Origin of the sequence: Actinopolyspora mzabensis (assembly GCF_900101095.1) — a bacterium.
Taxonomy (GTDB): Bacteria; Actinomycetota; Actinomycetes; order Mycobacteriales; family Pseudonocardiaceae; genus Actinopolyspora; species Actinopolyspora mzabensis.
Map to the genome: position 1 here is coordinate 1 of NZ_FNFM01000002.1, position 26,863 is coordinate 26,863.

At 66.6% G+C, this 26,863-nt stretch carries 26 protein-coding genes; 10 read left to right on the forward strand and 16 right to left on the reverse strand.

The window, feature by feature from the left end; translation table 11 throughout:
* The 3 genes from ispG to BLR41_RS02540 all read left to right on the forward strand — a co-directional run.
* Window positions 1–1,059, forward strand: a 1,059-nt coding sequence (ispG, locus tag BLR41_RS02530) for a flavodoxin-dependent (E)-4-hydroxy-3-methylbut-2-enyl-diphosphate synthase (protein WP_143012975.1), incomplete at its 5' end; no start/stop codon positions are given.
* Between the two features lie 234 nt (window positions 1,060–1,293).
* Window positions 1,294–2,535 (forward strand): DUF418 domain-containing protein, encoded by a 1,242-nt coding sequence (locus tag BLR41_RS02535; protein WP_092626106.1) that lies wholly within the window; start codon window positions 1,294–1,296, stop codon window positions 2,533–2,535.
* Window positions 2,536–2,569: 34 nt separating this feature from the next.
* Window positions 2,570–3,397: an SAM-dependent methyltransferase gene (locus BLR41_RS02540; protein WP_092626109.1), complete on the forward strand. Its 828-nt coding sequence runs from the start codon at window positions 2,570–2,572 to the stop codon at window positions 3,395–3,397.
* A gap of 380 nt (window positions 3,398–3,777) precedes the next feature.
* Here BLR41_RS02540 and BLR41_RS02545 read toward each other — a convergent pair whose 3' ends face one another.
* Both BLR41_RS02545 and BLR41_RS02550 read right to left on the reverse strand, forming a co-directional pair.
* Window positions 3,778–3,981 (reverse strand): cold-shock protein, encoded by a 204-nt coding sequence (locus tag BLR41_RS02545; RefSeq protein ID WP_092626113.1) that lies wholly within the window; start codon window positions 3,979–3,981, stop codon window positions 3,778–3,780.
* 220 nt (window positions 3,982–4,201) lie between these two features.
* Window positions 4,202–4,516: a MerR family transcriptional regulator gene (locus tag BLR41_RS02550; protein WP_245693765.1), complete on the reverse strand. Its 315-nt coding sequence runs from the start codon at window positions 4,514–4,516 to the stop codon at window positions 4,202–4,204.
* A gap of 397 nt (window positions 4,517–4,913) precedes the next feature.
* Between BLR41_RS02550 and BLR41_RS22680 the strand changes: the two genes are divergently transcribed.
* Window positions 4,914–5,204 carry an SAM-dependent methyltransferase gene (locus BLR41_RS22680; protein WP_176797786.1) on the forward strand — a complete coding sequence of 97 codons (291 nt, stop codon included), beginning with the start codon at window positions 4,914–4,916 and terminating at the stop codon, window positions 5,202–5,204.
* Between the two features lie 242 nt (window positions 5,205–5,446).
* Here BLR41_RS22680 and BLR41_RS02555 read toward each other — a convergent pair whose 3' ends face one another.
* The 3 genes from BLR41_RS02555 to BLR41_RS23010 form a co-directional block, all read right to left on the reverse strand.
* Complete coding sequence (locus tag BLR41_RS02555) at window positions 5,447–5,833, reverse strand: WhiB family transcriptional regulator (protein WP_281240923.1); 387 nt, start codon at window positions 5,831–5,833, stop codon at window positions 5,447–5,449.
* Between the two features lie 161 nt (window positions 5,834–5,994).
* Entirely contained in the window at window positions 5,995–7,014 is a 1,020-nt protein-coding gene (locus BLR41_RS23005; protein ID WP_218119877.1) for a hypothetical protein, read from the reverse strand.
* Window positions 7,011–7,598: a delta-60 repeat domain-containing protein gene (locus BLR41_RS23010; protein WP_218119878.1), complete on the reverse strand. Its 588-nt coding sequence runs from the start codon at window positions 7,596–7,598 to the stop codon at window positions 7,011–7,013. Before BLR41_RS23010 ends, BLR41_RS23005 begins: the two co-directional genes overlap by 4 nt.
* Before the next feature lie 458 nt (window positions 7,599–8,056).
* Here BLR41_RS23010 and BLR41_RS23610 point away from each other — a divergent pair, with 458 nt between their 5' ends.
* Complete coding sequence (locus BLR41_RS23610; protein ID WP_143012976.1) at window positions 8,057–11,173, forward strand: RHS repeat domain-containing protein; 3,117 nt, start codon at window positions 8,057–8,059, stop codon at window positions 11,171–11,173.
* A gap of 2,343 nt (window positions 11,174–13,516) precedes the next feature.
* Window positions 13,517–14,224 carry a hypothetical protein gene (locus BLR41_RS02580; protein ID WP_143012977.1) on the forward strand — a complete coding sequence of 236 codons (708 nt, stop codon included), beginning with the start codon at window positions 13,517–13,519 and terminating at the stop codon, window positions 14,222–14,224.
* Between the two features lie 48 nt (window positions 14,225–14,272).
* Here BLR41_RS02580 and BLR41_RS02585 read toward each other — a convergent pair whose 3' ends face one another.
* Window positions 14,273–15,280 (reverse strand): helix-turn-helix transcriptional regulator, encoded by a 1,008-nt coding sequence (locus BLR41_RS02585; RefSeq protein ID WP_218119879.1) that lies wholly within the window; start codon window positions 15,278–15,280, stop codon window positions 14,273–14,275.
* 32 nt (window positions 15,281–15,312) lie between these two features.
* On the opposite strand from BLR41_RS02585, the gene BLR41_RS02590 reads away from it, so the two are divergent.
* Complete coding sequence (locus BLR41_RS02590; protein WP_092626124.1) at window positions 15,313–16,707, forward strand: FAD-binding oxidoreductase; 1,395 nt, start codon at window positions 15,313–15,315, stop codon at window positions 16,705–16,707.
* Between the two features lie 99 nt (window positions 16,708–16,806).
* On the opposite strand, the gene BLR41_RS02595 is transcribed toward BLR41_RS02590, so the two are convergent.
* The 5 genes from BLR41_RS02595 to BLR41_RS02615 all read right to left on the reverse strand — a co-directional run bounded on the left by BLR41_RS02595 (window position 16,807) and on the right by BLR41_RS02615 (window position 19,284).
* Window positions 16,807–17,172, reverse strand: coding sequence for a MazG nucleotide pyrophosphohydrolase domain-containing protein (locus tag BLR41_RS02595; RefSeq protein WP_092626126.1), 366 nt, complete (start codon window positions 17,170–17,172; stop codon window positions 16,807–16,809).
* A gap of 136 nt (window positions 17,173–17,308) precedes the next feature.
* Complete coding sequence (locus tag BLR41_RS23315) at window positions 17,309–17,803, reverse strand: hypothetical protein (protein ID WP_245693767.1); 495 nt, start codon at window positions 17,801–17,803, stop codon at window positions 17,309–17,311.
* Window positions 17,804–17,958: 155 nt separating this feature from the next.
* A complete protein-coding gene (locus tag BLR41_RS02605; RefSeq protein WP_092626128.1) occupies window positions 17,959–18,501 on the reverse strand; it encodes a hypothetical protein in 543 nt (180 codons plus the stop codon).
* A complete protein-coding gene (locus BLR41_RS22685) occupies window positions 18,498–19,019 on the reverse strand; it encodes a hypothetical protein (protein ID WP_176797789.1) in 522 nt (173 codons plus the stop codon). The genes BLR41_RS02605 and BLR41_RS22685 overlap by 4 nt, the downstream gene beginning before the upstream one ends.
* The gene (locus BLR41_RS02615; protein ID WP_092626130.1) at window positions 19,003–19,284 is read right to left on the reverse strand and encodes a hypothetical protein; all 282 of its coding nucleotides are present in this window, start codon (window positions 19,282–19,284) and stop codon (window positions 19,003–19,005) included. The genes BLR41_RS22685 and BLR41_RS02615 overlap by 17 nt, the downstream gene beginning before the upstream one ends.
* A gap of 518 nt (window positions 19,285–19,802) precedes the next feature.
* On the opposite strand from BLR41_RS02615, the gene BLR41_RS02620 reads away from it, so the two are divergent.
* The 3 genes from BLR41_RS02620 (at window position 19,803) to BLR41_RS02630 (ending at window position 21,660) form a co-directional block, all read left to right on the forward strand.
* A complete protein-coding gene (locus tag BLR41_RS02620) occupies window positions 19,803–20,675 on the forward strand; it encodes a helix-turn-helix domain-containing protein (protein ID WP_092626132.1) in 873 nt (290 codons plus the stop codon).
* A gap of 17 nt (window positions 20,676–20,692) precedes the next feature.
* The gene (locus tag BLR41_RS02625) at window positions 20,693–20,902 is read left to right on the forward strand and encodes a DUF397 domain-containing protein (RefSeq protein ID WP_092626134.1); all 210 of its coding nucleotides are present in this window, start codon (window positions 20,693–20,695) and stop codon (window positions 20,900–20,902) included.
* A gap of 533 nt (window positions 20,903–21,435) precedes the next feature.
* Window positions 21,436–21,660, forward strand: a complete 225-nt coding sequence (locus tag BLR41_RS02630) for a DUF397 domain-containing protein (protein WP_342745317.1) — start codon at window positions 21,436–21,438, stop codon at window positions 21,658–21,660.
* 290 nt (window positions 21,661–21,950) lie between these two features.
* Here BLR41_RS02630 and ribD read toward each other — a convergent pair whose 3' ends face one another.
* From ribD to alr, 5 genes are all read right to left on the reverse strand, one after another.
* Window positions 21,951–22,829: a bifunctional diaminohydroxyphosphoribosylaminopyrimidine deaminase/5-amino-6-(5-phosphoribosylamino)uracil reductase RibD gene (gene ribD, locus BLR41_RS02635; RefSeq protein WP_092626136.1), complete on the reverse strand. Its 879-nt coding sequence runs from the start codon at window positions 22,827–22,829 to the stop codon at window positions 21,951–21,953.
* A gap of 538 nt (window positions 22,830–23,367) precedes the next feature.
* Entirely contained in the window at window positions 23,368–23,754 is a 387-nt protein-coding gene (locus tag BLR41_RS02640) for a DUF5313 family protein (RefSeq protein ID WP_092626138.1), read from the reverse strand.
* A gap of 134 nt (window positions 23,755–23,888) precedes the next feature.
* Window positions 23,889–24,371, reverse strand: a complete 483-nt coding sequence (gene tsaE / locus BLR41_RS02645) for a tRNA (adenosine(37)-N6)-threonylcarbamoyltransferase complex ATPase subunit type 1 TsaE (protein ID WP_092626140.1) — start codon at window positions 24,369–24,371, stop codon at window positions 23,889–23,891.
* Entirely contained in the window at window positions 24,368–25,480 is a 1,113-nt protein-coding gene (locus tag BLR41_RS02650) for an alpha/beta fold hydrolase (RefSeq protein WP_092626142.1), read from the reverse strand. Before BLR41_RS02650 ends, tsaE begins: the two co-directional genes overlap by 4 nt.
* Window positions 25,477–26,622 carry an alanine racemase gene (alr, locus tag BLR41_RS02655; RefSeq protein WP_092626144.1) on the reverse strand — a complete coding sequence of 382 codons (1,146 nt, stop codon included), beginning with the start codon at window positions 26,620–26,622 and terminating at the stop codon, window positions 25,477–25,479. The genes BLR41_RS02650 and alr overlap by 4 nt, the downstream gene beginning before the upstream one ends.
* Window positions 26,623–26,863: the final 241 nt, after the last annotated feature.

Sequence of the window (26,863 nt, forward strand, 5' to 3'; positions counted from 1 at the left end):
GTCGGTGTCGGTAGTGATCACCCGGTCTCGGTGCAGTCGATGACCACGACGAACACCACCGACATCAACGGCACGCTGCAGCAGATCGCCGAGTTGACCGCCTCGGGCTGTGACATCGTGCGTGTGGCGTGCCCGACCGCCGACGACGCGGCGGCGCTGCCCGCGATCGCCCAGAAGTCGAAGATCCCGGTGATCGCCGACATCCACTTCCAGCCGAAGTACGTCTTCGCGGCCATCGAGGCGGGCTGCGCCGCCGTGCGGGTCAATCCGGGCAACATCCGCAAGTTCGACGATCAGGTCAAGGAGATCTCCAAGGCGGCCAAGGACCACGGCACGCCGATCCGCATCGGCGTCAACGCGGGCTCGCTGGACAAGCGTCTGCTGGAGAAGTACGGCAAGGCCACACCGGAGGCGCTCGTCGAGTCGGCGTTGTGGGAGGCCTCGCTGTTCGCCGAGCACGACTTCCACGACGTCAAGATCTCGGTCAAGCACAACGATCCCGTGGTGATGGTGCGGGCCTACGAACTGCTGGCCGAGCAGTGCGACTACCCGCTGCACCTCGGTGTGACCGAGGCCGGTCCGGCGATGCAGGGCACGGTCAAGTCGGCCGTGGCCTTCGGTTCGCTGCTGCGGCAGGGCATCGGCGACACGATCCGCGTGTCGCTGTCCGCCCCGCCGGTCGAGGAGGTCAAGGTCGGCACCCAGATTCTGGAGTCGCTGAACCTGCGGCCGCGCAAGCTGGAGATCGTCTCCTGCCCGTCCTGCGGCCGGGCGCAGGTCGACGTCTACAAACTCGCCGACGAGGTCACCGCCGGTTTGGAGGGCATGGAGGTTCCCCTCCGCGTGGCCGTGATGGGCTGCGTGGTCAACGGTCCCGGTGAGGCCCGCGAGGCCGACCTCGGGGTGGCCTCGGGCAACGGCAAGGGGCAGATCTTCGTCAAGGGCGAGGTGATCAAGACCGTGCCGGAGAACCAGATCGTGGAAACCCTCATCGAGGAAGCCATGCGGCTCTCGGAGAGCAGCGAGGAGTCGGGCGAACCCGTCGTCAGCGTCTCCTGATCGAAGTGTTCCGGCCGGGGCGGCGGGAGGCTCACTCGACGGAACCTCCCGCAACGAAGTCCCGGCGATCTCGCGAGAAATCGACGCCCGCCGCGCGGGAGCCGCCGCACGACCTCGGTCCTCGCCCCCGCGAGATCCGAGGTCGTGGGCGGACCGGCGGCCGCCGGAGAATGGTGGGCGAACATGATCGTTCGGCCGAGCCGGCGGTGACGGGCGGACCGGCATCATCGAGACGTGACCGAATCAAGCACTTCCTCCGGGGCAGGGCCACCACCCACCGCTCGCTCCCCCGCCGCACGAACCGGGCGCCTGGTGGGCATCGATATGGCTCGCGGACTGGCCGTGCTGGGGATGTTCGCCGCGCACACCGTGCCGTCCGGCGGCTGGCTGTACACGCTGGTGTCCGGACGCTCCGCGGCGCTGTTCGCCGTGCTGGCGGGTGTGTCGATCGCGCTGCTCAGCGGCGGCACCGAACCGCACACCGGGCGGCGGAGAACCCTCTCGGCCGTGCGGATCGCGGTGCGTGCCGTGGTGCTGTTCGTGCTCGGCCTGGTGCTGACCAGCATGCAGGTGCCCGCCATGGTCATTCTGACCTTCTACGGTGTGCTGTTCGTGCTCGCGATCCCGCTGTTGCCGCTGCGGGCCACCTGGCTGGCGGTGCTGGCAGCGGTCCTCGCCGTGGTGACTCCGCTGGTGTCGTTCCTGATCCGGAGCGACATCCCCACCCCGAACCGGCTCGGCTACACGCCCGACCTCGCCGACTTCACCTCGCTCGGAGGGGTGGCGGAAGCTTTCCGGGCCATCGTGCTCACCGGTGCTTATCCCGTGTTGACCTGGATTCCGTTCCTGCTGGCGGGTATGGCGCTGGGCCGTCTCGGGCCGCGCGGGCACAGGGGACCGCTGGTGGCGATCGGAATCGGGTTGGCCCTGCTCGGCTACGGTGTCTCCTGGCTGGCCCTGTACGCCTTCGGCGGGTTCGAGCGGCTCGTAGGACTTTACCGGGGGAAGTTCCCGCCGCGAGTGGTCGAGGAACTGCTGGCCTCGAACCTGGGAACGGTTCCCACGGAGGATCCGGCCTACCTGCTCACGGCCGGGGCGCACAGCGGAACTCCCTTCGAGATCATCGGCGCCACCGGTGTCGCTCTCGCCGTGATCGGGCTGTGCCTGTTCGTGGAGCGGCCGCGCACCGTGCTGTTCCCGCTCGCCGCGGTGGGCGCGCTGGCACTGACCTGCTACGCGGGGCACCTGCTCGTGCTGCGGGCGTTCGGTCCAGGGGGACTCGCGCACCTCATCGGCGAACACTCCTACACGTTGTGGCTGCTGCTGGTTACCGGCGCGCTGCTGAGCGCCGCGCTCTGGCGCCGGTTCCTGGGACGCGGGCCGCTGGAATGGGCGCTGCACCGCCTCTCCGCCCTCATCGGGAGGGTGATCGTGCGGGGAAACCCGACGAGTGCGGAAAACTCCACATCCGAATAGCCGAACTGCTTCGCGGCGTGGCAGGCTGTTTCCGATGCGCGAACACGACGAGACTGGTGCGGATGCGAACTCGGAAGCGGGTGGGCTCGACGCGCACACCCCGAACATCGCCCGCATGTACGACTACTTCCTGGGCGGCTCGGCGAACTTCGTCGCCGATCGCGAGGCGGCCGAACAACTGCTGCGGGCGTTTCCGGGCAACGTGGAGTGGACCCACATCAACCGGGCCTTCCTGGGCCGCGCCGTCCGCGTCTGCGCCGAGGCTGGGATCGACCAGTTCCTCGATCTGGGCTCCGGCATTCCCACCAAGGGGAACGTGCACGAGATCGCCCAGCAGGTGAACCCGGCCGCACGGGTGGCCTACGTCGACATCGAGACCATCGCGGCCACCCACGCCCGGCAGCTGCTGGCCGACGATCCGCTCTCCAGCATGACCCAGGCCGACATCACCGACCCGGAGGCCGTGCTGAACGCTCCCGGCGTGACCGAACTGCTGGACTTCGATCGTCCGATCGCGGTCCTCGCCGTGGCGATCCTGGACATCCTCGACCTCGATGACCCGGCGGCGCTGATGGCGCGGTACCGGGATGCCTGCGTGCCGGGCAGCGCGCTCGCGATCTCGAACTCCGCGATGCTCGACATCTCGGAGGAAGAGATCGACGGAGCACAGGAGGTCTTCGAAACCACCACCACACCCACCCTGCGAACCCGCGACCACGCGGAGGTCCTGGAGATGTTCGCGGGATACGAACTACTCGACCCCGGCGTAGTCCCCAGCGCGCAGTGGCGCCCCGACCAACCCGTCTCCGAGAAGTACGCCGCACGCAGCAACGCCTACGCCGGAGTCGGCATACTGCGGTGAGCACCGGAACCGGACCCGAATGATCGGCGATGCGGAGCAGAAGGAACCGACATGCCCCGTGCGCCTTCCTGGATCCTCGTGCTCGGTTCGGTATCGGGATCGCTCGCGGTTCTCTCACTGCTGCTGAACGCCTTGTCCGGGAGAGGTTCCCTGCTGCCGCACCCGGCGATCTGGGGTCTGGTGGCCGCAGGAGCGACTCTCCTGGGACTCGGGCTCGTCGAGTCACTCCGGCGCGTGAGAAGAGGTGGGGGCGCTCGATGCGGGCGCTCCGCGAGGGTGTGACCGAACGGGCTTGATGTGTCCGCCCGTCCGGGCCGGAAACACCAGTGGCTCCCTACCCATCCCGGGCAGGGAGCCACTGGAAAGAAGAAAAGCGGTACTCAGACCGCCCGCACGAGGTCGGCCTGCAGCCCCTTGGGGCCCTGGCTGACGTCGTAGGTGACCTGCTGGTCCTCTTCGAGAGTACGGAAGCCGGAGGCATCAATCGCCGAGTAGTGCACGAACACGTCCTGGCCGCCCTCGTTCGGGGCGATGAAGCCGAAGCCCTTTTCCGAGTTGAACCACTTCACTGTTCCGTTAGTCATGTCCGTCTCCTTCGGGAGCTGGGGGTATGACGAGCCACCACACCGTGCGGAGGCCCGGGCCGGGGATCTCAGACGGCGACTCGCTCCAGCTACAACCAAAGAAAGAAGCTCGCCCGCATCAACATCCTGCGAGCATGCACACAACACGAACCCAGAAACTCAACGACCACCAAAGACCCTACACACCCCACCCACGACCCGCGCCGACGGGGGGGGCGACCTAACCCTGCGCGCCCGACTCCGGCCGATCGGTGTACTCGGCGAGCTGGTCCTCGAGGCTGATGATCCGGCAGGCCGCCGTCACCGGGGTGCCCTGGTCGACGAGCTCGCGGGCGCGGGTGGCCCGCCGCAGCTGGCGGCGGGAGTAGCGGCGATGTCCCCCGCCGGAGCGCTGCGGGGCGATCAACCCAGCCTCCTCCAAGGACCGCAGGAACGGCTGGGTAACCTCCAGCATCTCCGCGGCCCGCCCCATGGTGTAGGCGGGATAGTCCTCGTCGTCGAACTTCTCCTCGGCTCCGGGCCGATTTTGATCCACTACCGCTCCCCGTTCCCTCGACAAGGCCCCCGGCACACCAACGGTGCGCCGGGGGCCGCGGAGGGATACTTACTCACTGCTCAGGCCGTGCCTCCACCCACCAACACGGGAAAATGGGGGCGGCCGGAAAACAACTGACTCGACGACCCCCTTCTCATACGCGTGCGGATCACGGACTTACCTTCACAACCCGGGTGAGGACCAACGGGCCCACCGGGAGCCTGCAACTGCACTTCTCATCACTCACGGCGCCGATTCATCGGTGATGGCGCTTCAGTGCTCTCCGTCTGCTGGCAACGACTCTAACAGGACCAACCCATCATGTCTACAGCGGCGATCACAGAATTTCCTCTCGGGCCCATCCCCGAGAACTCGGGGCAGTCATGAGCGGAAAGGGATGGCACGGTACCGGGATGCCTGCGTACCGGGCAGCACGCTCGCGATCTCGAACTCCGCGATGCTCGACATCTCGGAGGAAGAGATCGACGGAGCACAGGAGGTCTTCGAAACCACCACCACACCCACCCTGCGAACCCGCGACCACGCGGAGGTCCTGGAGATGTTCGCGGGATACGAACTACTCGACCCCGGCGTAGTCCCCAGCGCGCAGTGGCGCCCCGACCAACCGGTGTCCGAGAAGTACGCCGCACGCAGCAACGCCTACGCCGGAGTCGGCATACTGCCGTGACCGAGGCGTGTCGTACCTGCCGAAAAGCGAGCTCGATGAGGTTCGGTCGTAGCGGGCCGCGGTTCGGTCCGCTTCGTCGCCGGGGAGGCTCGGATCGGGTCGCGTCGGATCGCGGCAGCCGATCCGACGCGGTGAAAGCGACCTCCTCGAATTCCGCGAGCTCATCGAGTCCTCCGGCGGCGAGCCGGTTCTCCGCGCGATCGTGGTTACCGTTCGAGCTGGTGGAAAACGCCCGTTCTCTCTCAGGGAGAACCGCCGCGGCGGTTGCGCGGACTGCGCTCGAGTTCGGTGTATCCGCCCCATACTCCGTAGGTCTCGCCGACGGCGTGCGCGTGGTTCAGACAAAGCTGGCGCACCGGGCAGTCCTGGCAGATCGACTTGGCGACCCGCTGCCGCCGCTCCCGATCATTGCGGGTCTCGCCGTCAGGGGCGAAGAAGATGTTCGGGTCAACCCCACGGCACGCCGCACGCAGCTGCCAGTCCCAGTAGTGGATCACCGGGGGCGGCACCGGGCCGTTTCCGGCGCTGGTGAACCGCCCGGACACGTACGGTGCCTGCGGATTCGATGTGGCGTCGCTGCCGGGTCTGCCCAACGTGGTCGTGTCCTTTCCGAAGTTGGACAGGACCACGCGGGACCGAGTCGAGCACGAATCTTCGGAGAGAGCAGCCGGGTGCCGTGAACGGCTAGGAACGCGGCATCCTGTCCGGATGCCGTGCCGGCTGACTGCTCAACCGGTTTCACCCTATCCGAGACCGTCCACGGCGATGAACTACCGGCGAGTGAGGGTGGTCACTGTCGGCCGGTGATGGTGGTGCTGGGGGATCCGATGGCGTTGCCGTCGGTATCGGTGGCGCGGATGCGGTAGGTACCCGCGGTGTGCGCGCTGTCGGTGTGGTTCAGCAGTGGGGTGTGCCAGGGGCGGGTGGCTTTGGTGACGGTGTGGATCGGTTCGGCGCTGCCCTGCCGGTTGATCTCGTAGCGGATGCGGTTGGTCTGGGCCGACCAGGTGGTGTGCCAGGTGATGACCACGTTGCCGTCACCGTCGCGGGACAACTCCGGTGAGGTCAGTGGGGCTTGCTGCGGGCCGTTGTTCACCGCGCCGGAGACGTCACGCGCGCCGAACAGGGCCAAGCTCTGCTGATCGTCGCCGTTGACGGTGGTGAACTCGCCGCCGACCAGGACGTGGTCACTGGTGGCGTCGATCGCCCAGGGACCGTGCTGCCACGCGGAGTCAGCTGGCCCCTGGTCGGTGTTGGGCAACCAGGGCAGTACCTCGGGGACGGGATCGCCCTGCTGCACGTTGTTGGAGCTGGTCACCGCGGTCGAGGTAGCTTGGGTGGTTTCCGCCAGCAATCGGTAGTAGTTGCCGTCGGTGGCCGCGCCGAGGGCTTGGCAGTCGTGGGTGTGCGAGGCGCTGTAGAGCACTCCGTCGGCGACAGCGACTCCTTGGGTGTCGCCGTAGCAGCCGTCCCACCAGTCGGCCGTGCCGGTGGCGATGTCGATGGCCGCGCGGCCCTCGAAGCGCATCTGATTGCCGCTATCGTCGTAGGCGCTGAAATAGGCGGTGCCGGTGTCGTCGGTGGCGATGTCGGAGACGACCTCGCTGCCGCCGGGCACGGTGGCCTGCCAGGAGACGTTGTCACCGCTGGTGGCGTCGACGGCCATCATGGCGCGGTGGGGCTGCCCGTTGACGGTGTCGAAGGCCCCGCCCAGCAGCACGCGCTGCTGCTGTGGTGCGGCCTGGACGGTGAAGACCTCGTTGTCGGCGGTCGGGTTCCACGGGGTGAGGTTGCCGTCGGTGGTGCTCACCGCCGCCAGCCGTTGCCGCGTGGTGCCGTCGACGGCGTCGAACGCGCCGCCGAAGTAGACGGTCTCGCTGGTGACCGACAGCCCGCGTACCCGGCCGGTGGCGCGGGGGCGAAGTCGGGGTCGAGCTCGCCGGTGGCGGTGTCGAACCGCGCCAGCCGGGAGCGCCACTGCCCGTCGACCCGGTCGAAGTCCCCGGCCGCGTAGAGCCGGGAACCGTCCGGGGAGGACTCCAACTGGAACACCGTGTCACAGGTCCATTCCAGCGGTGACAGTTCGCGGCAGAAAGATCCCGGGGCGGTGGTGACGGTGTGGCTGTTGCTGACCTCGGGCGACCACGGCAGCAGGTCGCCGGTGTCGAGGTCGAAGGCCAGCAGGTTATGCCGGGCGACCTCACCGGCACCACCGGGAGCCACCCCGGCCGGGCGGGCTGTGGTGAACATGCCGCCCGCATAGGCGGTATCACCCACGATCTCCACCGTGAAGATCGTGCCGTTGGTCTGCGGCGTGGGCATCACCCCGGCCGTCACCGGGGAAGGAGCGGACTCTACCGACGTCGCCGCGAAGGCGGGTGCCGGACTCGACACGGCGAGCCCAACCAAGACGGCTAATGCGACGACCAGTGTGGACACCACTGCGCGGTGTCCGTGGCGGATGTGGGCCTGGCCCATCGGGCATCCTTCCGTAGCGAAGGCAACGGAACCCCCAGGTTCCGCAGTGGACAGCGGCGGTGTGGGGCCGAGTACCACGCCGCCGACGGCGGACATTAAGTCCGGCGTGGATCCTAAAAACCCATTATTGTGCAGATCACATTTGACCTAAACCAAATGGGTTACACCTTGTAACCATCCAGTTACAAATATTTGTAGGTTCTGGCTTGAGGGATGATCGGTGCCCTAAGACTTCTCTCCGTGTCCCGGGCACGAGTGGTGTCAGGCCGAGCGGGACCGATACTGGGAGAGCTGTCCGAGGTATGTCCTCACATTCCTTACCGCGACGCGGACTGCTGCGCCGTGTCGCGCCACTGGCGATTTCCGCGCTAGTCATGACTGTGCCCGTGGCCGCACACGCCACCGACACAGCCAACGTGTCCACCGAGCAGACCGGTACTACGGGGTTGTCCCTTCCGGACTCGGTCTGGACCCCATCAGAGAAGGTGGATCGCACTCCGAACGGTGGTCCGGCACCGGCAGAGTCATGGGATCCGCCGGGTAACGCCGCCCGGCAGGCTCCCTCCCGTGCGGCTGTAGAGACCGCGGCCGAGGCGGTGACCTGCGAGCCGGGGCAGGCCACCGGCATTCTGCCGCAGTACCCGCTGGAGCGATTCCAGATCTCGGATCGGGTCGAGCTCGCGGTCAACACGTTCAACGGCAATCTGGTCGCCACCTCCCGCGACCTCACGATCCGGGGTACGGGGCAGAACCTCTCGCTGAACCACGTCTACAACAGTCAACTTCCCGGTGCAGGCTCCTATGGGCAAGGGCGCAGCATCAACGCGGGTGGCGACATCGGGCTGACCTTCGACGGATCCGACGTGGTGCTGCACGGTGCGTCCGGTTACTGCGCGACCTTCACCGCCGACGGTTCGGGCGGTTACACCCCCGCCCCTGGAGTAGACGCCGAACTCGACCAGCTGGCCGATGGTAGTTACGAATTGAGCTGGAACGGCTCTGGAGAGGTGTGGGCGTTCTCAGCCGAAGGCTGGCTCAACAGTAGAACCAGCCGCAACGGCAACACCACTACTTACCACTACACCGATAACGGGAACCTGTCCTCGATCACCGACTCGCAAGACCGGGTCACCAATTTCGAGCACGATGGGGCGGGCCGGATCACCAGGATCACCGATCCCACTGGCACCACCGCCGGGACATACACCTACAACGATGCCGGGCAGATGACTACGTTCACTGAGCGTGGTGGTAATCGGTATCTGTTCAACTACACCGAGGCGGGCAACCTCTTGCGGCTGACCCTGCCGGACTACAGCCAATACCAGTTCCGGTACAACGCCGCCGACCAACTCACCCAGGTTCGTGCCCCTAACGGCTCCACCCGTGCCATCACCCGGTTCGCCTACGGTGATCACGAGACCACGGTGACTGACCCAAACGGTCACGAGTCGGTCTACACCTATGATCAACAGGGGCGTCGGATCACCGCTGTGGATCCACTCGGACATCAGCAGTCGTCCACATGGACGGCCAGCAGTGACGTGGCCACCACCACCGACGGGCTGGACAACTCCACCACAGCCGAGTACGACCGGCTCAACAATTTGATCGGGACCAAACTTCCCACCGGCGCTAATACCAGTGTGGGCTACACGAGCTCGGCGCACCCGCACCTGCCGACCACGGTCACCGACGCCCAGGGCAACACCACCACCCGCTCCTACGACCAGGCGGGCAACCTCACCGAGGTGCGCTCGCAGCAGCTCGACACCACGCTGCGGTCCTACACCTACAACCCCGACGGCACCGTCGCCACCGACACCAACGGCAACGGCGCCACCACCGGATACGCCTACGACGACGCCGGCAACCTCATTACCATCACACCGCCTGGGCCACTGGGCGAGACCAGCTACACCTACGACGCGCTGTCACGGGTCACCAGCGTCACCGACGGCAACGGCACCACGATCGAGTACTCCTACGACAAACTCGACCGCATCGTGGCCATCAGCCATGACGGCACCGTGCTGCAAACCATGAGCTACGACGGGGTGGGCAACCTGGCCAACCGTGAAACCGCCACAGCAAGCACCGAGTACCGCTACCGCCGAGCAGGCCAGATCATCTGGGCGGAACGCGACGCCGGCGGTGACAAGGAAACCGTGCGCTACGACTACGACCCGACGGGCAACCTCACAGAACTCGTCGACCCGAACGGCACCACCACCTACGGCTACGACGCCGCCAACCGGACGGTGTCGATGACCGACCCCGCGGGTCAGACCACCGAGTTCGGCTACGACGCCGCCGACCGCCGCACCAGAACCACCTTCCCCGGTGCCGGCACCCGGACCAGCAGCTACGACGCCGCCGGACGCCAAACCGGCATCACCGTCAGCAATACCGCGGGCGACGAGCTGTTCACCGCCGACTACTCCTACACCACCCCCCGAGGCAGCGACAGCACCCTGCTGCAGTCACGCACCATCGACGGGCACGGCGACACCTACACCTACGACCCGCTGAACCGCATCACCTCCAGCGGCTCCGGCAACGGCTCCTACAGCTACGACACCGCCTCCAACATCACCAGCGACCCCAGCGGCACCGACTACAGCAGCAACGCCGCCGACCAACTCACCCAACAAGGCGACACCAGCTACAGCTACGACGACGCAGGCAACCTCACCAGCAGCACCTACCCCGGATCCAGCCGCAACTACAGCCCCACCGACCAACTCACCAGCGCACAACTGCCCACCGGCAGCATCGACAACACCAGCTACGACACGGTCAACCAGACCCAGCCCCGTAGCATCACCGAAACCACCGACGGCCGGACCGTCACCCACACCTTCACCCACACCGCTCTCGGTATCACCAGCATCACCGACAACGGGCAGCGCACCGGCTACCACCGCGACCCCAACGGCACGCTGATCACCGAAGTCGGGCCGGACGGCACGCGACAAAACGCGATCACCGACCAACGCGGCACCATCCTCGCCCTGCTCGGCAACGACGGCACCATCACCGGTAGCTACGACTACGACACCTACGGCGAAACCACCGCCACCGGACAAGCCGCGAAGCAGAACCCGTTCCGCTACACCGGTGCCTACCAACTCGACACCGGCGACTACCTCCTCGGCCACCGCACCTACGACACCACCACAAAGCGCTTCACCCAACCCGACCCCAGCAGACAGGAAAACAACCGCTACGCCTACGCGAAATGCAACCCCACCAACAACACCGACCCCACCGGACTCAGCGCAGCCTCCACCGCGAGCACCATCGCTTCGGCAGCACTGGGCTGTGTCACCGGAGCCATCGCCGCCTACCAACAATTCGGCACAGCAGCCACGTTGCTCGCACTGTCGACAGCGGGAACCGGCGCGACTGTTGCCACAGTGGGAATAGCTGCGTTTGGTTGTCTCAGTGGAGGATTCACGTCAGTATACAGCGGCGTCACAGTCCCTTGAAGCGCATCCCCAGATTCGAGTGAATACCAAAGATGCCCGAACCCCGAAAACTTCCCACCCCCTTGCGGAAAACCGCAGCCCTTTACACATTAATGTTCACGGGAGCCACCATCGTGTTTGCCTTCATACTGAACGACCAGCTGAACAAAAACAACATTTTCGGCACAATAGCAGCCTTGATCGGATTGATTCTTGGGCTAGGATTCGCAGTACTGGCATTTCTGGCGGCGATCGGCTGGCACAGAAAGAAATAGTTAGCAATCCGGATTAATCAAAGGACCTCCGAAGTGTCGGAGCGGCACGAGCCATCCCCGCTCCGACACTTTCCGCGAAGGCCTTCCACAAAGAACATCAGTACACCACAAAATTCGCCATTGCACCTACAACACCGACCCCACCGGGCTCAGCGCAGCCTCCACCGCGGGAACGATCACCTCAGACGTCATCAGCTGCGCATCAGGTGCCTACAACGCGTACAAGGGATACAGCACAGCAGCCATGCTGCTCGCGCTATCGACAGTCGGAACCGGCGCAACCGCAGCAGTGGTGACAGTAACAGCACTCGGATGCTTCAGCGGAATAATCACCGCCCGCAACACGGGAGGAATAACGTTCCCTTGAAACCTAGAACACACCCAACAAGGAAAACAGATGCCAGGACGCGGCAAACTCAGCACCGAGTGGCGCAAAAAATCAGCACTGTACCTAGCGTCAATGATAATACCTGCAGCTCTCATGGCCAGAGGAATACAAATGGGTATAAACAACAGCAGTGTATACCTCATCATTATTTCCTCGTTGGGAATACTGTGCACGCTACTGCTGAGCACTCTATTCTTTCTCGGCGCGATCGGCTGGTACAAGAAGAAGTAGACCGCACTTCGTGACCCCACTGGAAAGCTGAATCCTTGGTGGTTGGGAGAACACCAGCCCTCCCAACCATCTTTCCAAAAGTTCGACTCGGTGAACTCAAAATGTCGACACAACCCGACATTTACGACACCACCCCCCAACGCTTCACCCAACCCGACCCAGCAGACAGGAAAACAACCGCTACGCCTACGCGAAATGCAACCCCACCAACAACACCGACCCCACCGGACTCAGCGTCTCCCAAATTCGGAAACCCCTGGTAGGCAAATTACATCCGACTTCGTCGTCACCGACCAAGATCATAGTTCCGTTGATTCCGCGAAAAGATTGTCATGCCCCTAAGAAACCATACTTCATCATCCGAGAAACTTATCAAGAACTCCATGCTGATCAGCGTACTTTTCTGCAACTCGGCAGTGCTGACTTTCGCCTGGCCCAACCGCAGCACACTCGTTTCTTACGTTTTGTTCACACTGGGACTCCTTCTGCTCGGAGCACTGTTCGCGGTTTCGATCAGATTCAAGAGAGGAAGCGGCGGAAACAGCAGCTCCCCTCGAAGGAACGTGAAAGCACCCTACATATTCAGCCTCTCGGTTTTGTTCGTAGGCACACTGGCGGCGTACACGATGTTCACTGTATGCCTGGAGAGCGGACCATGGTGGATGGTACCGATCCCCGCCACGGGAATCGGCCTGTACAGCGGACCGATCGGCCCCATTTTCCTCACCGCCATCGGGAAGGAGCGCCTCTTCCCGAACGTGCCAGGCCGAAAAAGCACCGGTCTCTCGTTGCAGAGTTCCGAGGAGCAGCGACGCACGAACAACCAACCTTGCACGAAAAGCAGTGAACAGCCAAAGTGATCTCATCGGCATGGCCACCGGTGCGGTCGGAACAATGCTGGCGCCATCTCCCGCTATCGACTACCGGGCAGCGGTTCAGCTGCCGTAGTCATTCTCTCATTCGGTTTCGAACCATCCCGGAGATGAGCCGACGAATCGCTACGAAGCAACCTGTTCCACCACAGCGGCCACAACGCTACGATCACGGACGTACTCGTGTCTGACCTTTTCCACGTCGTAGTAGTGACCGACGGGTACACCGTTCCCTCGCGGAACCGGTTTCGGAACTCGCACACGAACACTCCGACCCAACGGGAGGGACCGGAATGCAGCGGACACCGACCGGTCTGCACATCGCTTTCTCGGCAACGCTCACGCTGACCACTTTGACACTGATTCTCGCCGCGACCTCACCCCGAGACTCACTGCTTCCGGCACCGGTGGAATGGGCTCTGGCGGCCGTGTCGAGCGTTCTGCTCCTCGTATCCCTGGTCGAGCTGTTCCGCGCCGACCGCATCTTCGAGGCAGCGATACCAACGAGCGCCTCTCCCGCTACGGATGATCGGGGCACGCGGACCACGACCACCCATCGCAACAACCCGAGACGTCAACGAACCCTGCAGGAGCCGACATGCCGTTGGGAAACTTCACCCGGAAGTTCCGGATAAGCGCCGCCATGTACTGCCTCGGTTCGCTCGCGGTGACCGCGTACCTGACGTTCGTGCTCATCGACCAGATCCACAAGGGAAACCTGTTCTGGATCATCGCCCTACCCGTCGGGGTATTCTGCGGGCTCTGCCTGAACTTGCTGTTCTTCCTTGCCGCGATCGGCTGGCAGCGGAAAGGACTACAAGCCAAGGACTCGTCGGAGACCGCAGAATCCGACTCTACAACTGAAGCGCCGAGGGCGGATCCCAGGGCGAAACGGCTACTCGTGCTCACCTACGCCGGGCTACTCCTGTCCCTTGCCACCCTCGCGCTCCGGAGCTCGCGGGACAGCGCGACAGCGGCGCTCGCGCTACTCCTGCTCGCCTGCGTGTGGACCTTCTGCTTCCTGCGGTGGCGTAAGCACGAGCGCGTGAAGATCCCGTCGCTGCGGGAGGCCTACACCACCTGGCCACGTCGTCTGCTGCGGAGGTCGAACGACTCACTGGCGATTCCTTCGATGGAGGAGCTGCTCTACATCGTCACCGCCCTGCTCTACCCGGCAGTTCCGGTCCTTCTCGTTCCGGAGACCGGCCGGGTAGTCGGAACGAGCCTGCTTCTCTCCTCGCTGCTCCTGACGATCGCCGTCTTCCCCGCCGTGCTGTACCTCGCGTCTCCTCAGAACGAAAACTGACGCGGGGGATGCTCCTGCCGCCGAGCAGCTGCTTCGGGACCTGGACGACTAATCCGCGAACCGGTTCCCCAGCCTGCGCAGCCGACTCGCGATCTCCGCGCAGGTGTCCAGTGTGAACTCACCGTCCAGCCCCGCGACCACCGCGACGTACTGCGTGACCAGTTCCGGCGACTCGGCGCTGAGCCGCACCACGCACCGCTCCGCGCCGTCCTCCCGGATCTCTCCGGGTATCGGCCCGAACACCCCGGCGCGCACGGTATCGGCGGGCAGCCGCACGACCATCCGCGCGGTGTAGCGGTAGGAGGCGGTCGCGAACGAGCTCTTCAGATAGCTCGCCGCGTCCTGCGCTGGTAGCCGACGCCGGGGACTGGAACGGTACGTGCGGGTGGGCCGCTCGATGCGATCCACCCGGAAGGTGCGCCAGTCGGCGCGGTCGGGGTCGTAGGCGAGCAGGTACCAGAGCCCGTGCACGGTGACCAGGCTGTAGGGCTCGACGCGTCTACCGCTCGGCGTGTCGTGGCGATCCCGGTAGTCGAAGGAGACGATCTCCCGGTCCCGGGCGCAACCGGCCAGCACCGCCATCACGCTCACATCCACCGGAGGCTGCTCGCCGCGTTCGACAGCGGTACTCGTTTCGGCCAGCGCCGCCAGCCGGGGGCGCAACCTGGCGGGCAGCATCCGTTCGAGTTTGGCCAGCGCGCGCATCGAGCTCTCCGAGATACCGGAAACGGCGCTGCCACTCGCCCGCACGAGTCCCACCGCGACGGCGACGGCCTCGTCGTCGGTCAGCACCAGCGGTGGGAACGACTCGCCGGGAGCGAGTCGGTAACCACCGGCGGTGCCGGTCGTGCCGACCACCGGGTAGTCGAGGGCGCGCAGCCGGTCGATGTCGCGACGCACGGTCCGGCCGGTGACCCCGAGCCGCTCGGCGAGCTCGGCACCGGACCACTCCCGCCTGCTCTGCAGCAGTGCGAGCAATCGCAGCACGCGTGTCGGTGGGTCAGCGCGCACCTGTTCCGGTTCCACGTCTTCCAGTCTGCCGTCGCTCGCGGACACCGGTTGTCCGCAACGGTTCGTAGCGTGCCGACATGACCGACACGACGAACCCGAAACCGACCGTTGACGCACTGCGCCGCCACCTCCTGGGGCGGGTGATCACACCGGAAGGCAGCGGTTACGACCGTTCCACCACCGGCTTCCAGCTCCTCGATCCGCACCGCCCCGATGTGGTGGTCGAGGCCGCCGACGAGCGTGATGTGCGCACCGCGTTCGAGTTCGCCGCCCACTCCGGCAGCCGGTTGACCGTGCAGGCCACCGGCCACGGGCGCGGCGCCGCGCTGCGCGGTGGGGTGCTGCTCGACACGCACCGGATGTCGGGAGTCCGGGTCGATCCAGGGGAACGCACGGCGTGGATCGAGGCGGGCGCCGACTGGCGAGGAGTGATCGAGGCGGCGGCGCCACACGGCTTGGCGCCGCTCTCGGGCAGTTTTCCCGGGGTGGGCGCGATCTCCTACACCCTCGGTGGCGGGGTGGGGCTGCTCGCCCGCCGCCACGGCTTCGCCGCCGACCACGTGAACCGCCTCGACGTGATAACCCCGGACGGGGCGCACCGCCGGGTGACGGCTTCCGATGAGCCGGAGCTGTTCCGGGCGCTCCGTGGCGGCGGTGGCGACTTCGGAGTGGTCACCGGTATGGAAATCGGGCTGCTGCCGGTGGAGCGGATCTACGGCGGTGGGCTGTTCTTCGACCTCGCACGGGTGCCCGAGGCACCACGCGCCTGGCGGGACTGGACCGGCACCGTGCCGGAGGAGATGACCTCGGCGGTGACGATGCTGCCCTACCCCGACGTTCCGGGAGTGCCGGAGTCGCTGCGCGGGCGGCACGTGGCACAACTACAGTTCAGCTATCTCGGGTCCGCCGAGGACGGCGAACGACTGGTCGAGCCGTTGCGCGGTCTCGGGGAACCGCTGGGTGACACGTTGCGCGAACTGCCGTACTCCGAGTCCGGCGCGGTGTTCGACGAGCCCGACCAGCCGCACGGCTACCGGGGCAGGAACCTGCTGCTCGACGAGCTCGGCGACCGGGAACTGGCCGATCTGGTCGAACGCACCGGCCCGGAGGCACCGGTGATGTGCGTGACCGGGATCCGACATCTCGGCGGCGCGCTGGCCCGGGAGCCGGAGGTTCCCGACTCGGTCGGACACCGTGCTGCCGGGTTCTCGCTGGGGGTGCTGTCGCCGCTCGAACCCGGTTCGGATGAGGAAGAGGCCCGGAAGCCGCACGACGAGATCCTGACCCCCTTCGAGGAACGGGCGCTCGGGCACTCGCTCAACTTCAGCTACGGCTCCCTCGAACCGGAACGGGTACGCACCGCGTTCGACCCGGCCACTTACCGGCGACTCGCGGAGTTGAAGGCCCGCTACGACCCGGACGCTCTGCTGCACACCAACCACCCGATACCGCCGCTTAAGACGGAGCGATGAAACCCGAGTCGGGGTGCGGTACGGGACAGCTGTCGTCGTTCAGTTGTCGTTCCTCGTCGGTTCTGGGGCGGAAGAGGTCGTCGCTGCCGCCCGTGAATCTCACGAGAAATCGACGGGGTGCTCGGTGCCGGCTGGTTCTGGTGTGGTCGGGAGCCAGGTTCGTGCCTCGTTGCGGCGTTCCTTGTCGCGCAGGGCTTCGTCGAGGTCGATGTCGAAGCGGTTGGCGATGGCGCAGAGGTAGATCAGGACGTCGGCGAGTTCACCGCCGACGCTGCCCGTGGCCGAGCCGGGGTCGATCGCGAGGCCGGAGCGCTCGCGGACGGCCTTGCACAGCTCGCCGTACTCCTCGCCGAGTTTGAGGGACTGCTCCAGCACGGTGCTGTCGGCGAAACCGCGTTCGGTTTCCATCTCGGTGACGTAGCGCTGGAGTTCGGCGAGCGTCGCGTCGGCCGGTAGCGGTCGCATCGTGGTCCTTCGGGGGCTCGGGGTGGCTGCGGCCGCGATCGGTGCTCTCGGCGGGAACGCGCTCGCGGGTGGCACGACAGCGAGCGTCCGGGACGCGAGAGCCGGTTCGCAGTGGTATTCGTGACGATGCTCGGTGTCAGCCGAGGTGGTGAGCCACCACCGCCACGACAGTGAGTTCGATCGTGTGAAGGCCGGTGAGGAGCAGACCGACGAGGATGGGCCATGTCGGACGCCACCCGGCCAAGCGCACCCCGCCCACGCCTGTCCACCACAGCAGGCAGGCCAGTGCGCCGAAGAACGCGTGGAGTTCGATGCTTGGTTCGTCGGGGTGGGTGATCGTCGAGACGAGGGACAGGTTCAGGACGACGGTGATCCAGCCGCTGTAGGCGAAAGCCGCTACGGCCAGCCCGATACCGGTGCATTCGCGCAGCAGGATCGTGGTGGTCGGGCAGGGTCGGGCATGGTGGTGGGTCCGCTTCGGTTCGACGGATTGGGTGTGGTGCGAGATCCCCGGCCGGGGCGGGGTGGGAGCGGCCCCTGCTCCCGGCCGGGGTGGTGCCGCGTCGGATGGGGAAGGGAAGGTTCCGGCGCGGCACCGGTCTAGGGGTGGGGTGTGCCCTGCTTCGGTCACGACGATTTCGCGAGAAATTGACGGCGCTGGGGCGGTGATTTCTCGAGAAATTGACGGTGTGGGTGGCCCCGCACGGCGGTGTGCGGGGCCGGGGCGGACGCGTGCCGGAGGTGTCGGGGGTTTTCACGGCACGCGCCCGGGTCTGGAGTGGACGGTCAGGCCACGACGGGGAGACCGGGGTGACCGGCCCCTGCTGGGTGAGGACTACTGGGGAGTTCCCCGGAAGATGCCTCGGGCTCGTCGGGATCGGTAGTGGGCCAGTCCTGCTCGGTGGAGGGCCAGCCCGGTTCGGTGTCGCTGTGAATGATCCGCAGTGAACGCAGCCGAGGCAGGTACGGCGGTAGGTGCCCGATGGCGTGCAGGCAGGCGTCGCAGACCGACCGGCCGTCCTCGTCGGGCGGACTGCTGCTGGCCCGAGCGCGGTAGGGGCCGCGGCGGGACAGGTGCCCGCACAACGCCCGCACCCCGTGGGCGTGGGCTTCGGTGTTGGCGGGGCAGGCGTGCCACTTCGACTCGAACACGCTGGAGAACCAGGCGTGCCCACTACTGGTGTTCAGCGGTTCGGTCCCCAGGCCAGCCGCGCCAACACCAGGGTCAGCAGCAGCACCGCGATCTCGGACTCGGACACGGCCCCTCCCGGGAACACGGCGTTTGGTGAGCAGGTGGCGCAGCGCGAGTAGCAGCAGGGTCAGCGTCATGAGGACCACCCCGCTCTGGCACCGATGGCCGTATCCAGCGCGTCCCGCAACTGCCGCGCTTCGGCGACGGTGAACAGCGAGACCGCGCCCCGCGCGGGCGCCAACAGGGCGACGCCTTGAGCTGTGGGTTTGAGCTGCAGCACGGTTCGGCCGTGGCGCTGCTGACGGCACGGGACGACCGACCACTCCGACGCTTCGTCCACAGTGGTCGAATTGTCGAGCTGGGCCAGCTCGTACAGCCAGGGATCGTAGGAATTGACCGGGCTTGGCGGATGGGCCTCGCTACCGCCGATCACGTACTGCAAACACACCCGGCAGTAGTGGTGCCACCCGCCCAGCACCCGCTCCGGCGGGTGCGGGGCGAGTTCGAGCGCCTGGCCGCAGAAACACGCCACCCTGCCTCGGCCCGCCGCAGCGCTGGCCTCGCGTTTGTAGGGCGCGGTGGCATGAATCGTCCCGGAATCGGTGCCGGTGACGAACCGGAGCGGCGGGGCGGACGGTTCAACGAGTGACGGCATGGCGCACCACCCGTCCCCGCAGACCCGACCACGCGATCATGGAACAACACTGCGCGCACAGCTCCGGATCGGCTTCCGGGACAGTGATCGCGGCCATCTCGCCCAACCCCAGGTAAACGTGACACAGCGAAAGCACCCACGACGCCGTGTACTCGGCCGGATGACGCTCAATCGCGTGCAGCCTGGGTTCCTGGCCATGCCGGTGATCGGCCTCGGTCGCGGCCAACACCACAAACACCGCACCGCGCGGAAACAACGAACCCACCTCACACCACCCCCAGCAGGCAGTCGTGGTGCGGCGAACCGAGACACGTAGCGACGCGCCTCATACCAGGCGATAGCATCAACAACGCTCCACATCAGTAGTAAACGGCTGACGGAGCCACCCCCGCGTGATGCTTGCCGGCTGTACGCGGGAAGGGCTACTCGTCCGGTGGCACCCACCACCGGACGAGTGGTCAAAAACTCAGCGACACTCGTAATACGTGCGTGTCGAAAGCTTCGCTCGTCGTCGGACGATGCGTGATAGCTCCGAGTTGTCGTGTCATTCCTCTACTCCGCAGCTCGATGGTTCATCGCCCCTAGGACAGTGGGGCTTCTTGCGGGTTGGTTCGCACGCTTGTGTCCACAGTGTTGCGATGCTTGACACTATGCATGTGGGATTCCCAATGATGCAACGGTTGGGTGCAATGAAGTTCGATGCTTTACCCAATAGTGGGAATCCCATCAAGAGGATTTCTCGTAGACTGCGCGACGTAGTTAAGGCGGACGACGGAGGTAACCATGTCCGGACAGGATGAAGCGGAACGCATCAGTCCCACAGTGCGCTTGCGCAAGGTGACCAGGCGGATTCGCCAGTGGCGCAGCGAAGCGGGACTTCCCCTGGAGGAGGTCGCACCTCGGCTCGGCTGGTCCAAGAGCAAACTGGGTCGCTACGAAACCGGGGACACGCCCATCGGTCCCGCCGAAGTCATGGCGATCGCCACCGTGTTCGGCATCCCCGAAGAAGAGCGGGAACACTACGTCGGACTCGCCTTCCAAGCACGGCAGAAGGGCTGGTGGCAGCGATACGGTGCGAGCACGCTCGCAAGCAACTTCGCGGAGTACGTCGGCCTCGAATCCGAAGCAGGCCACGTGCGGGAGTTCGCCTCGGACCTGATCCCCGGACTACTGCAGACCGAGAACTACGCCACGGATCTGATGAACGCCTGGATTCCCCGGGCCAGTCCGACCGTCACACGCGAACGTGCCGACCTGCGCAGGCAGCGACAGCAACGACTTCACGACGAGCAACCGGTCCAACTCAGCACAGTGATCCACGAGTCCGGCCTACGTCAGTTGGTCGGAGGTACCGACGTGATGCGGGAACAGCTGGAACATCTCGTCACGATGAGCGAGCTGCCACATGTGACATTGCAGGTACTGCCGTTCGACGCCGGTGCGGTACCCGCGCTCGGCGCGCCGTTCATCATCCTCTCGTTCCCCGACCAGGAAGACCCCGACGTGCCCTTCGCGGATTACCTGACCGGCTGCGTCTACATCGAGGATGAGGACGAAGTCGAGTCGTATAATCTGAACTACAGCGCTCTTGAACAAGCGGCGCTGGCCCCAGCAGACTCGGCAGAGTTCATCACCAAGCTTGCCGGGGAGCTATGAATGCGAGGAGTACCCACATGACCGCCCCAGACTTCAGTCAGGCTCGCTGGCACAAAAGCAGCCGCAGCAACGGTGGCGGCTCCGCTTGTGTCATGGTGGCGCACGTGCCCACCGCCACCGGTGTCGCCGACAGCAAACTCGGCGAAAACAGTCCCGTCCTGCCGTTCAGCAGCACCACGTGGACTTCGTTCCTCGACGCGATCAAAAGCGACCGCCTCGACGGCTGAACCACTGCCGTGAAGTCCCGCTCGGTGTGCCGGGCGGGACTTTTCGCGTCTCCGGCCACGATGGCTCGTCGTAGCGCGAGGGAATGTATGGATGCCCCCTGGCAATCAGGGTGTTCCATCGGCCCTACAACGTGATCGAGACGTTCGGCCGCCGACGCTACGATGACTCCTGGCCGAAACCGGTCGAGAAGTATTGACCCCACATCCGAGGTGCGATGTCGCGGTGGCGCGAAAACGTGCAACGGCGGTCATAACATCGCAGGTCGCAGAGGGCGCTCTCCACGGGCGTGGAGGTGGACCGTCGGACCGCCCCAGGTGGGAGCCGATCGGGTCGTGCTCTCCACGGGCGTGAAGGTGGACCGTTCGACGTGCGGATGCGGCGTCAGGAAATCCTGTGCTCTCCACAGGTGTGGCGGACTACCTGGATCGACCGCACCACCTCGATACGTATAACCTGGTCTACGAGCGGCTACGGATGGACGCGCTCGGCTTGCACGAGTCCCAATCCGTGCTGCGACAGACCATGAACGACCTTGGCGCTGGAGGGTGACGGCATGCCCCCCGACCTCACCGAGGCGCGGTGGCGCAAATCCACCCGCAGCAATGGCACCGGCGCGTGCGTTGACGTGGGGATCGCGCCTTCCGCCGCTGGAGTACGCGACACGAAACTGGGTGAGGACAGCCCCATCCTCGCGTTCACACGTTCGCGGTGGGACTCCTTCCTCGACGCGATCAAAAGCGACCGCCTCGGCGGCTGAACCACTGCCGTGAAGTCCCGCTCGGTGTGCCGGGCGGGACTTTTCGCGTCTCCGGCCACGATGGATGGTCGTGGTGTGCGGAGATCGGGATGTTCGGCTACCGACGCTACGACGACTCCTGACCGGAGCCGGTCGAGAAGTACTCAGCCCACATTCGAGGTGCGATGACGGTGGCGTGAATACGTGCAGCGGCGGTCGTAACATCACAGGTCACAGAGCGCTCTCCACGTGCGCGGAGGTGGACCGGGTTTTGCGGAACCTGACCAGGATGCGGTGGAGAGGCGCGCGACTCAGCTCTGCGCACTAGGGCTGGGGTTTTGCGCGTTCGTACTGTTCCTGGTCAGGGACAGCCGGAGTCCGTCGTTGAGGCGTGAGATCCGGGCCAGTCGGTAACCGTCGGGCAGGTTCGGAAGGTGCGCCGTCTCGCGCGGACTGTGGGCCTCGATGTGGTCGATCAGCCCGGCATCGAGATACGGCCGGACTGCCGCGCTGTCCGCAACCAGGCCGACTGCTCGGGCGCCTTCGTGATGGAGCGTGGCGAGGGCCTGGTGCGGATCGGTCGGCAGCGTGGACAGCGACCTGGGGGCGAGCCATTCGGTAGCGGCCGTGGTCGTGTCGTCGTGGACGAGCGTGTCGATCTCGCCCGGCAGGACCGTGCCGTCGCCTTTCAGGGTTCCCTGCCGAGTGAGGCAACAGCCCCAGGTGAGCACCGGGCGCTGCCGCTCCAGCGCGGCCAACCACGGGCCGAGCACCAAGTGGGCTTCCTCGACGAGCAAACCCTCAACCACGTCGATCCCGGCCTCGCGTAGCAGGGCGGCACCGCCACGTCCTCGGGAGGTCGGGTCCAGGACGGCGATGACCACGCGGGCGATGCCCGCCTCGATCAGTGCCCGATGGCAGGGCGGGGTGCGCCCGTGATGGCAGCACGGTTCGAGCGTGACCACGGCGGTGCCACCACGAGCGGCGCTTCCCGCCTGCGCGAGGGCGTGGGCCTCGGCGTGCGGCTCGCCTTTCCGGCGATGCCACCCCTGCCCGGCCAACCGCCCGTCGCCGTCGAGCACCACGCACCCCACCGGGGGATTCGGACTGGTCGTACCGCGTCCCCACGCCGACAGCGCGATCGCGTGACGCATCGCGCGAGTCTCGACCTCAGCCGTGGTGATCGTCATGGAGCTGGTCTAGCAGATCGGCGACGGCCGGAACACCGCCACGGTTAAGCAGCCGGGCGCCGTCCACTTGAGTATCGACCGTTTCCACTGGCTGATCGAGACATTCGATTGCCGACGCTGCGAGGAGCCCGACCGGAACTGGTTGGTATACGCGAGGCGACGTTCGAGATTGGTGGTTCCGTTGTCGCGGTGGCGTGAAAACGTGCAACGGCGGTCACAACGTCGCAGTTCGCAGAGGGTGCTCTCCAGGGGTGTGGAGGTGCACCGTTCGTGTTCGGCGGGATGGCGATCTACAAATCGTGCTCTCCACGGGCGTAGAGGTGAACCGGTGGTTCTGGGCACGGGTGACCGCAACGTACGGTGCTCTCCACGAGCGTAGAGGTGGGCCCATCGATGTCGTCCTGGGTGTTGACCTGCGCGTCGTGCTCTCCACGCACGTGGAAGTGAACCGCCACGCGGATCGGTAGCTACAGCATCCGGGGCGGGCAACCAACGGAACGCACCGGCCCGATGCGTGCGGCGGGGGCGCCCGACGTGATCAGGAGCGGTACCGCTCGACGTAGCGCTGCCACGCCTCGGAATCGTTCTCGGCCTGACGCTCGGCGCGCTTCTCCCGTCCGGTCCCGAGCGGGTAGCCGTGCTTGACGAGCCGGGTCTCGCAGCTCTCCACCATGGACGACGTGGAGTAGAGCAGCGACATGAGCAGCCCGCCGACGACGCACATCGCGGTGATCCACAGCGGCCCGGGCAGCAGCAGCACGAGCAGTCCGGGCGAGACCTGCACGAACACCCGGGCGATGTGCCGCAGCGCCCAGGTCCGGCAGGTGACGTCGTGCAGCACCCACTCCCGGTAGCGCTCGGGCAGACGTCCACCGTAGACGTACCAGAGCCACAGCATCGGGTTCGGACGGTTCCCACCGCTCATCGTGACTCCTCACTCCCTCGGCCCGCGCTCCCGACGGACCAACACCAGCACCGACAGCATCCCGGCCCGCCGCGAACACCCTGAACTCGGTAGCGAAACCGACGGACAGGCACGGCGGGGGCCCGGCAACGCCCTCACTCGAAGTCGGGCGGCAGGCGCTCCCGCCAACGCCGCCCCTGCGGGTACAGCGTGATCTCGCGGGTCTCATCGGCGCGGCGCTCGATGCGCACCAGCAGGTTGTCCTCGGACAGCCGCTCGGCGAAACCGCCACCCCACTCGACCACCACGGCCGCCTCGGTCAGCTCGGTGTCCAGATCCAGGTCGTCGAGCTCGGCCAGCGAGGTGAGCCGGTAGGCGTCCACGTGCACCAGCGCCGGACGCCGCCAGTCCGAGGCGTAGTGCTCCCGCGCCAGCACGAAGGTGGGCGAGGTGACCCGGCCGCTCACCCCCATCCCCCGGGCGATGCCGCGCGTGAGCGCGGTCTTGCCCGCGCCGAGCGGACCGTCCAGCAGCACCAGGTCCCCGGCGCCGAGCACGGCACCGAGCGCGGCACCGAACCGGTACGTGTCGTCCACCGTCGCCAGCTCGTAGGTCCAGCTCACCACATCGGAACTCAACTGCCGCTCACCTTCTCCGCGGCCCCCTCGGCCCGCTCGTCCCGTGCCACTCGCCGAACCAGCTCGCACATCCGCTCCGTCACCAGTTCGGCCCGTTCCAGAATCGCCATGTGACCGGCCCCCTCCACCCGCACGAGCTCGGCGTGGGGCAGCCGCGCCGCGATCGTCTCCGAGTGCGAGAACGGGATGAGCCGGTCCGAATCACCTCCCAGGACCAGCACCTCGGAGTGCCGCAGCCCGGCCAGCGCCGCCGTGCGGTCGTGCGTACCGAGGGTGTCCAGGAAGTCGGTCACGGTCTCCACGGTCGTGGAGGCGATCATGTCGTCGGTGAGGTCCACCAGCGCGGTGTCGACGTCGCGATCACCGAAGGCCAAACCGCGGACCGCGCTCCAGGCCACGTGCGAACCGCTCCGGCGGGCGCTCTCCACCAGGTTGGGCTGCCACTGGGCCAGCAGTCCCATCGTCCTGGTCAGCGGATTGTTCTTCGACAACCACGGCTTGGGCAGCCCCCGCGCGCCCACCTGGCCGGCCGAGGTCGACAGCAGTGCCACCCCCGCGATCCGGTCGCGGAAGAGTTCGGGCCGCTGCTCGGCCAGCGCCATGATGGCCATACCGCCCATGGAGTGCCCGGCCAGCACCACCGGCCCGCGCCGCGCCGTCGCCCGCAGTACCGCGTCCAGATCCCTGCCCAGCTGCTCGATGGTGCAGTTGGCGCGCCCGGAGTGGCCGGATCGCCCGTGGCTGCGCTGGTCGTAGAGCACCAGCCGCACGTTCGGGTCGAACAGCCGCGCCAGATCTCTGCGCTGGAAGTGCCAGCACCGCGAGTCCAGCGAGTAGCCGTGGACGAGCACCACGGTCAGCTCGGCCGTACCGCCGTGGGCGGGACCTACCTCCTGCACCGCCAGCGGCACCCCGTCGTCGGCGGCGACGGTGGACCTGCGGTGGGGTTCGAGTCTGCCCAGCGCCTCGCCCTGATACGGGTCGGCTTCGGCCCCGTTCCTGCGCTGCGTCGCGATCCGCGAGCTGTGCGAGGCGAGGCTCACCGCCGTGCCGGTGACGACGGCGCCCACCATCCCCGCCGACCAGGCGATCGCGCGCCACGGCTTCATAGCGTGTCCTCCGCCACCACGGTTCGGGTCACGCGCGGACGATACATACCGGTCACGATCTCGTAGTGGATGGTGCCGAGTTCGTCGGCCCACTCCGCGGCCGTGGGCTCGCCGCGATCGCCGGGGCCGAACAGCAGCACCTCGTCCCCCTCGGCGACCTGATCGTCGTCGCAGCGCACCACGATCTGATCCATGCACACCCGCCCCACCACGGGGCGGCGCTCGCCGCCGAGCAGCACCGAGAACCGGTCGGACAGCGAACGCGGCACCCCGTCGGCGTAGCCGACCGGAACCAGCGCCAGGTTGGTGTCGGTGGGGGCCGTCCAGTTGTGGCCGTAGGAGACGCTCTCCCCCGCGGCGATCCGCTTGGTCAGCGCCACCGAGGAGCGGAAGGTCATCGCGGGGCGCAGCCCGTGATCGCCCTCCTGCGGGACCGGGTCGAGCCCGTAGACGGCTATGCCGGGGCGAACCATGTCGAACCGCAGGTCGGGGCGGGTCAACAGCGCGGCCGAGTTGGCGAGGTGGCGCAGCGGGCGCAGCCCGGCCGCCAGGGCCTGCTCGTGGGCGAGCCGGAACCGCTCGGCCTGCGTGTCGATCGAGGGATGGCCCGGCTCGTCGGCGCAGGCCAGGTGCGACCACACGGCGAAGACCTCCACCGTGCCCTCGGCCTCGGCCTTGGCGGCCAGCGCCACCAGCCGTTCCCACGACTCGGCGGGGGCGCCGTTGCGGTGCAGCCCGGTGTCGATCTTGAGGTGGATCCGGGCGGTGTGCCCGGTGGACTCGGCTGCCGTCACGACGTCGTGCAGCCGCGCCTCGGAGGACACCGACAGGTCCACCCCCGCGCGCACCGCGCCCGCCACGTCGTCGCCGCGCTGGTACAGCCAGCACAGCAGCGGCGCGGAGATGCCCCGCTCCCGCAACCCGAGCGCTTCCGGGATCGAGGCGACGCCCAGCCAGTCGGCACCGGAACGCAGCGCTGCCTCGGCCACGGCCGAAGCACCGTGCCCGTAGCCGTCGGACTTGACCACGACCATGGTCCGCGCGCCGGACTCGTTCGCGTGTCCGGAGAGCACGGCCACGTTGTGCCGGATGGCCGCGAGATCGATGCGCAGATCGGCTCGGTACGCGGGAGGTTCGTTCATCCCGCTCATAATCGCACAGGAACTCCCCTGAACCACCGCGTCGCCCGAGGGACGGTCAAGGTCAGCCCCGCCCGGGCGGCGGAAATGGTTACGTGGCGGAACCTCTCGCACGGCTCTCGCTGCGGTGCCCCGACATCGGGTAGGTACTACACAACGTCAGAGCCGTACTCGCGAGAGCCGCACGGGAGAACCCGCTGGTGGCGGGTTGCTTGCACGGGGGTTTCGGTGCTCGCGCACCGAA

Coding starts and splice junctions, on each gene's coding strand:
- BLR41_RS02590 (WP_092626124.1), top strand. CDS start 15,313: ATGACCGACACGACGAACCCGAAACCGACCGTTGACGCACTGCGCCGC.
- alr (WP_092626144.1), bottom strand. CDS start 26,622: ATGAACGAACCTCCCGCGTACCGAGCCGATCTGCGCATCGATCTCGCG.
- BLR41_RS02595 (WP_092626126.1), bottom strand. CDS start 17,172: ATGCGACCGCTACCGGCCGACGCGACGCTCGCCGAACTCCAGCGCTAC.
- BLR41_RS23610 (WP_143012976.1), top strand. CDS start 8,057: ATGACTGTGCCCGTGGCCGCACACGCCACCGACACAGCCAACGTGTCC.
- BLR41_RS22680 (WP_176797786.1), top strand. CDS start 4,914: ATGGCACGGTACCGGGATGCCTGCGTACCGGGCAGCACGCTCGCGATC.
- BLR41_RS02640 (WP_092626138.1), bottom strand. CDS start 23,754: ATGAGCGGTGGGAACCGTCCGAACCCGATGCTGTGGCTCTGGTACGTC.
- BLR41_RS02620 (WP_092626132.1), top strand. CDS start 19,803: ATGTCCGGACAGGATGAAGCGGAACGCATCAGTCCCACAGTGCGCTTG.
- ribD (WP_092626136.1), bottom strand. CDS start 22,829: ATGACGATCACCACGGCTGAGGTCGAGACTCGCGCGATGCGTCACGCG.
- BLR41_RS02605 (WP_092626128.1), bottom strand. CDS start 18,501: ATGACGCTGACCCTGCTGCTACTCGCGCTGCGCCACCTGCTCACCAAA.
- BLR41_RS02580 (WP_143012977.1), top strand. CDS start 13,517: ATGCCGTTGGGAAACTTCACCCGGAAGTTCCGGATAAGCGCCGCCATG.
- BLR41_RS02625 (WP_092626134.1), top strand. CDS start 20,693: ATGACCGCCCCAGACTTCAGTCAGGCTCGCTGGCACAAAAGCAGCCGC.
- BLR41_RS02650 (WP_092626142.1), bottom strand. CDS start 25,480: ATGAAGCCGTGGCGCGCGATCGCCTGGTCGGCGGGGATGGTGGGCGCC.
- BLR41_RS22685 (WP_176797789.1), bottom strand. CDS start 19,019: ATGCCGTCACTCGTTGAACCGTCCGCCCCGCCGCTCCGGTTCGTCACC.
- BLR41_RS02545 (WP_092626113.1), bottom strand. CDS start 3,981: ATGACTAACGGAACAGTGAAGTGGTTCAACTCGGAAAAGGGCTTCGGC.
- BLR41_RS02540 (WP_092626109.1), top strand. CDS start 2,570: ATGCGCGAACACGACGAGACTGGTGCGGATGCGAACTCGGAAGCGGGT.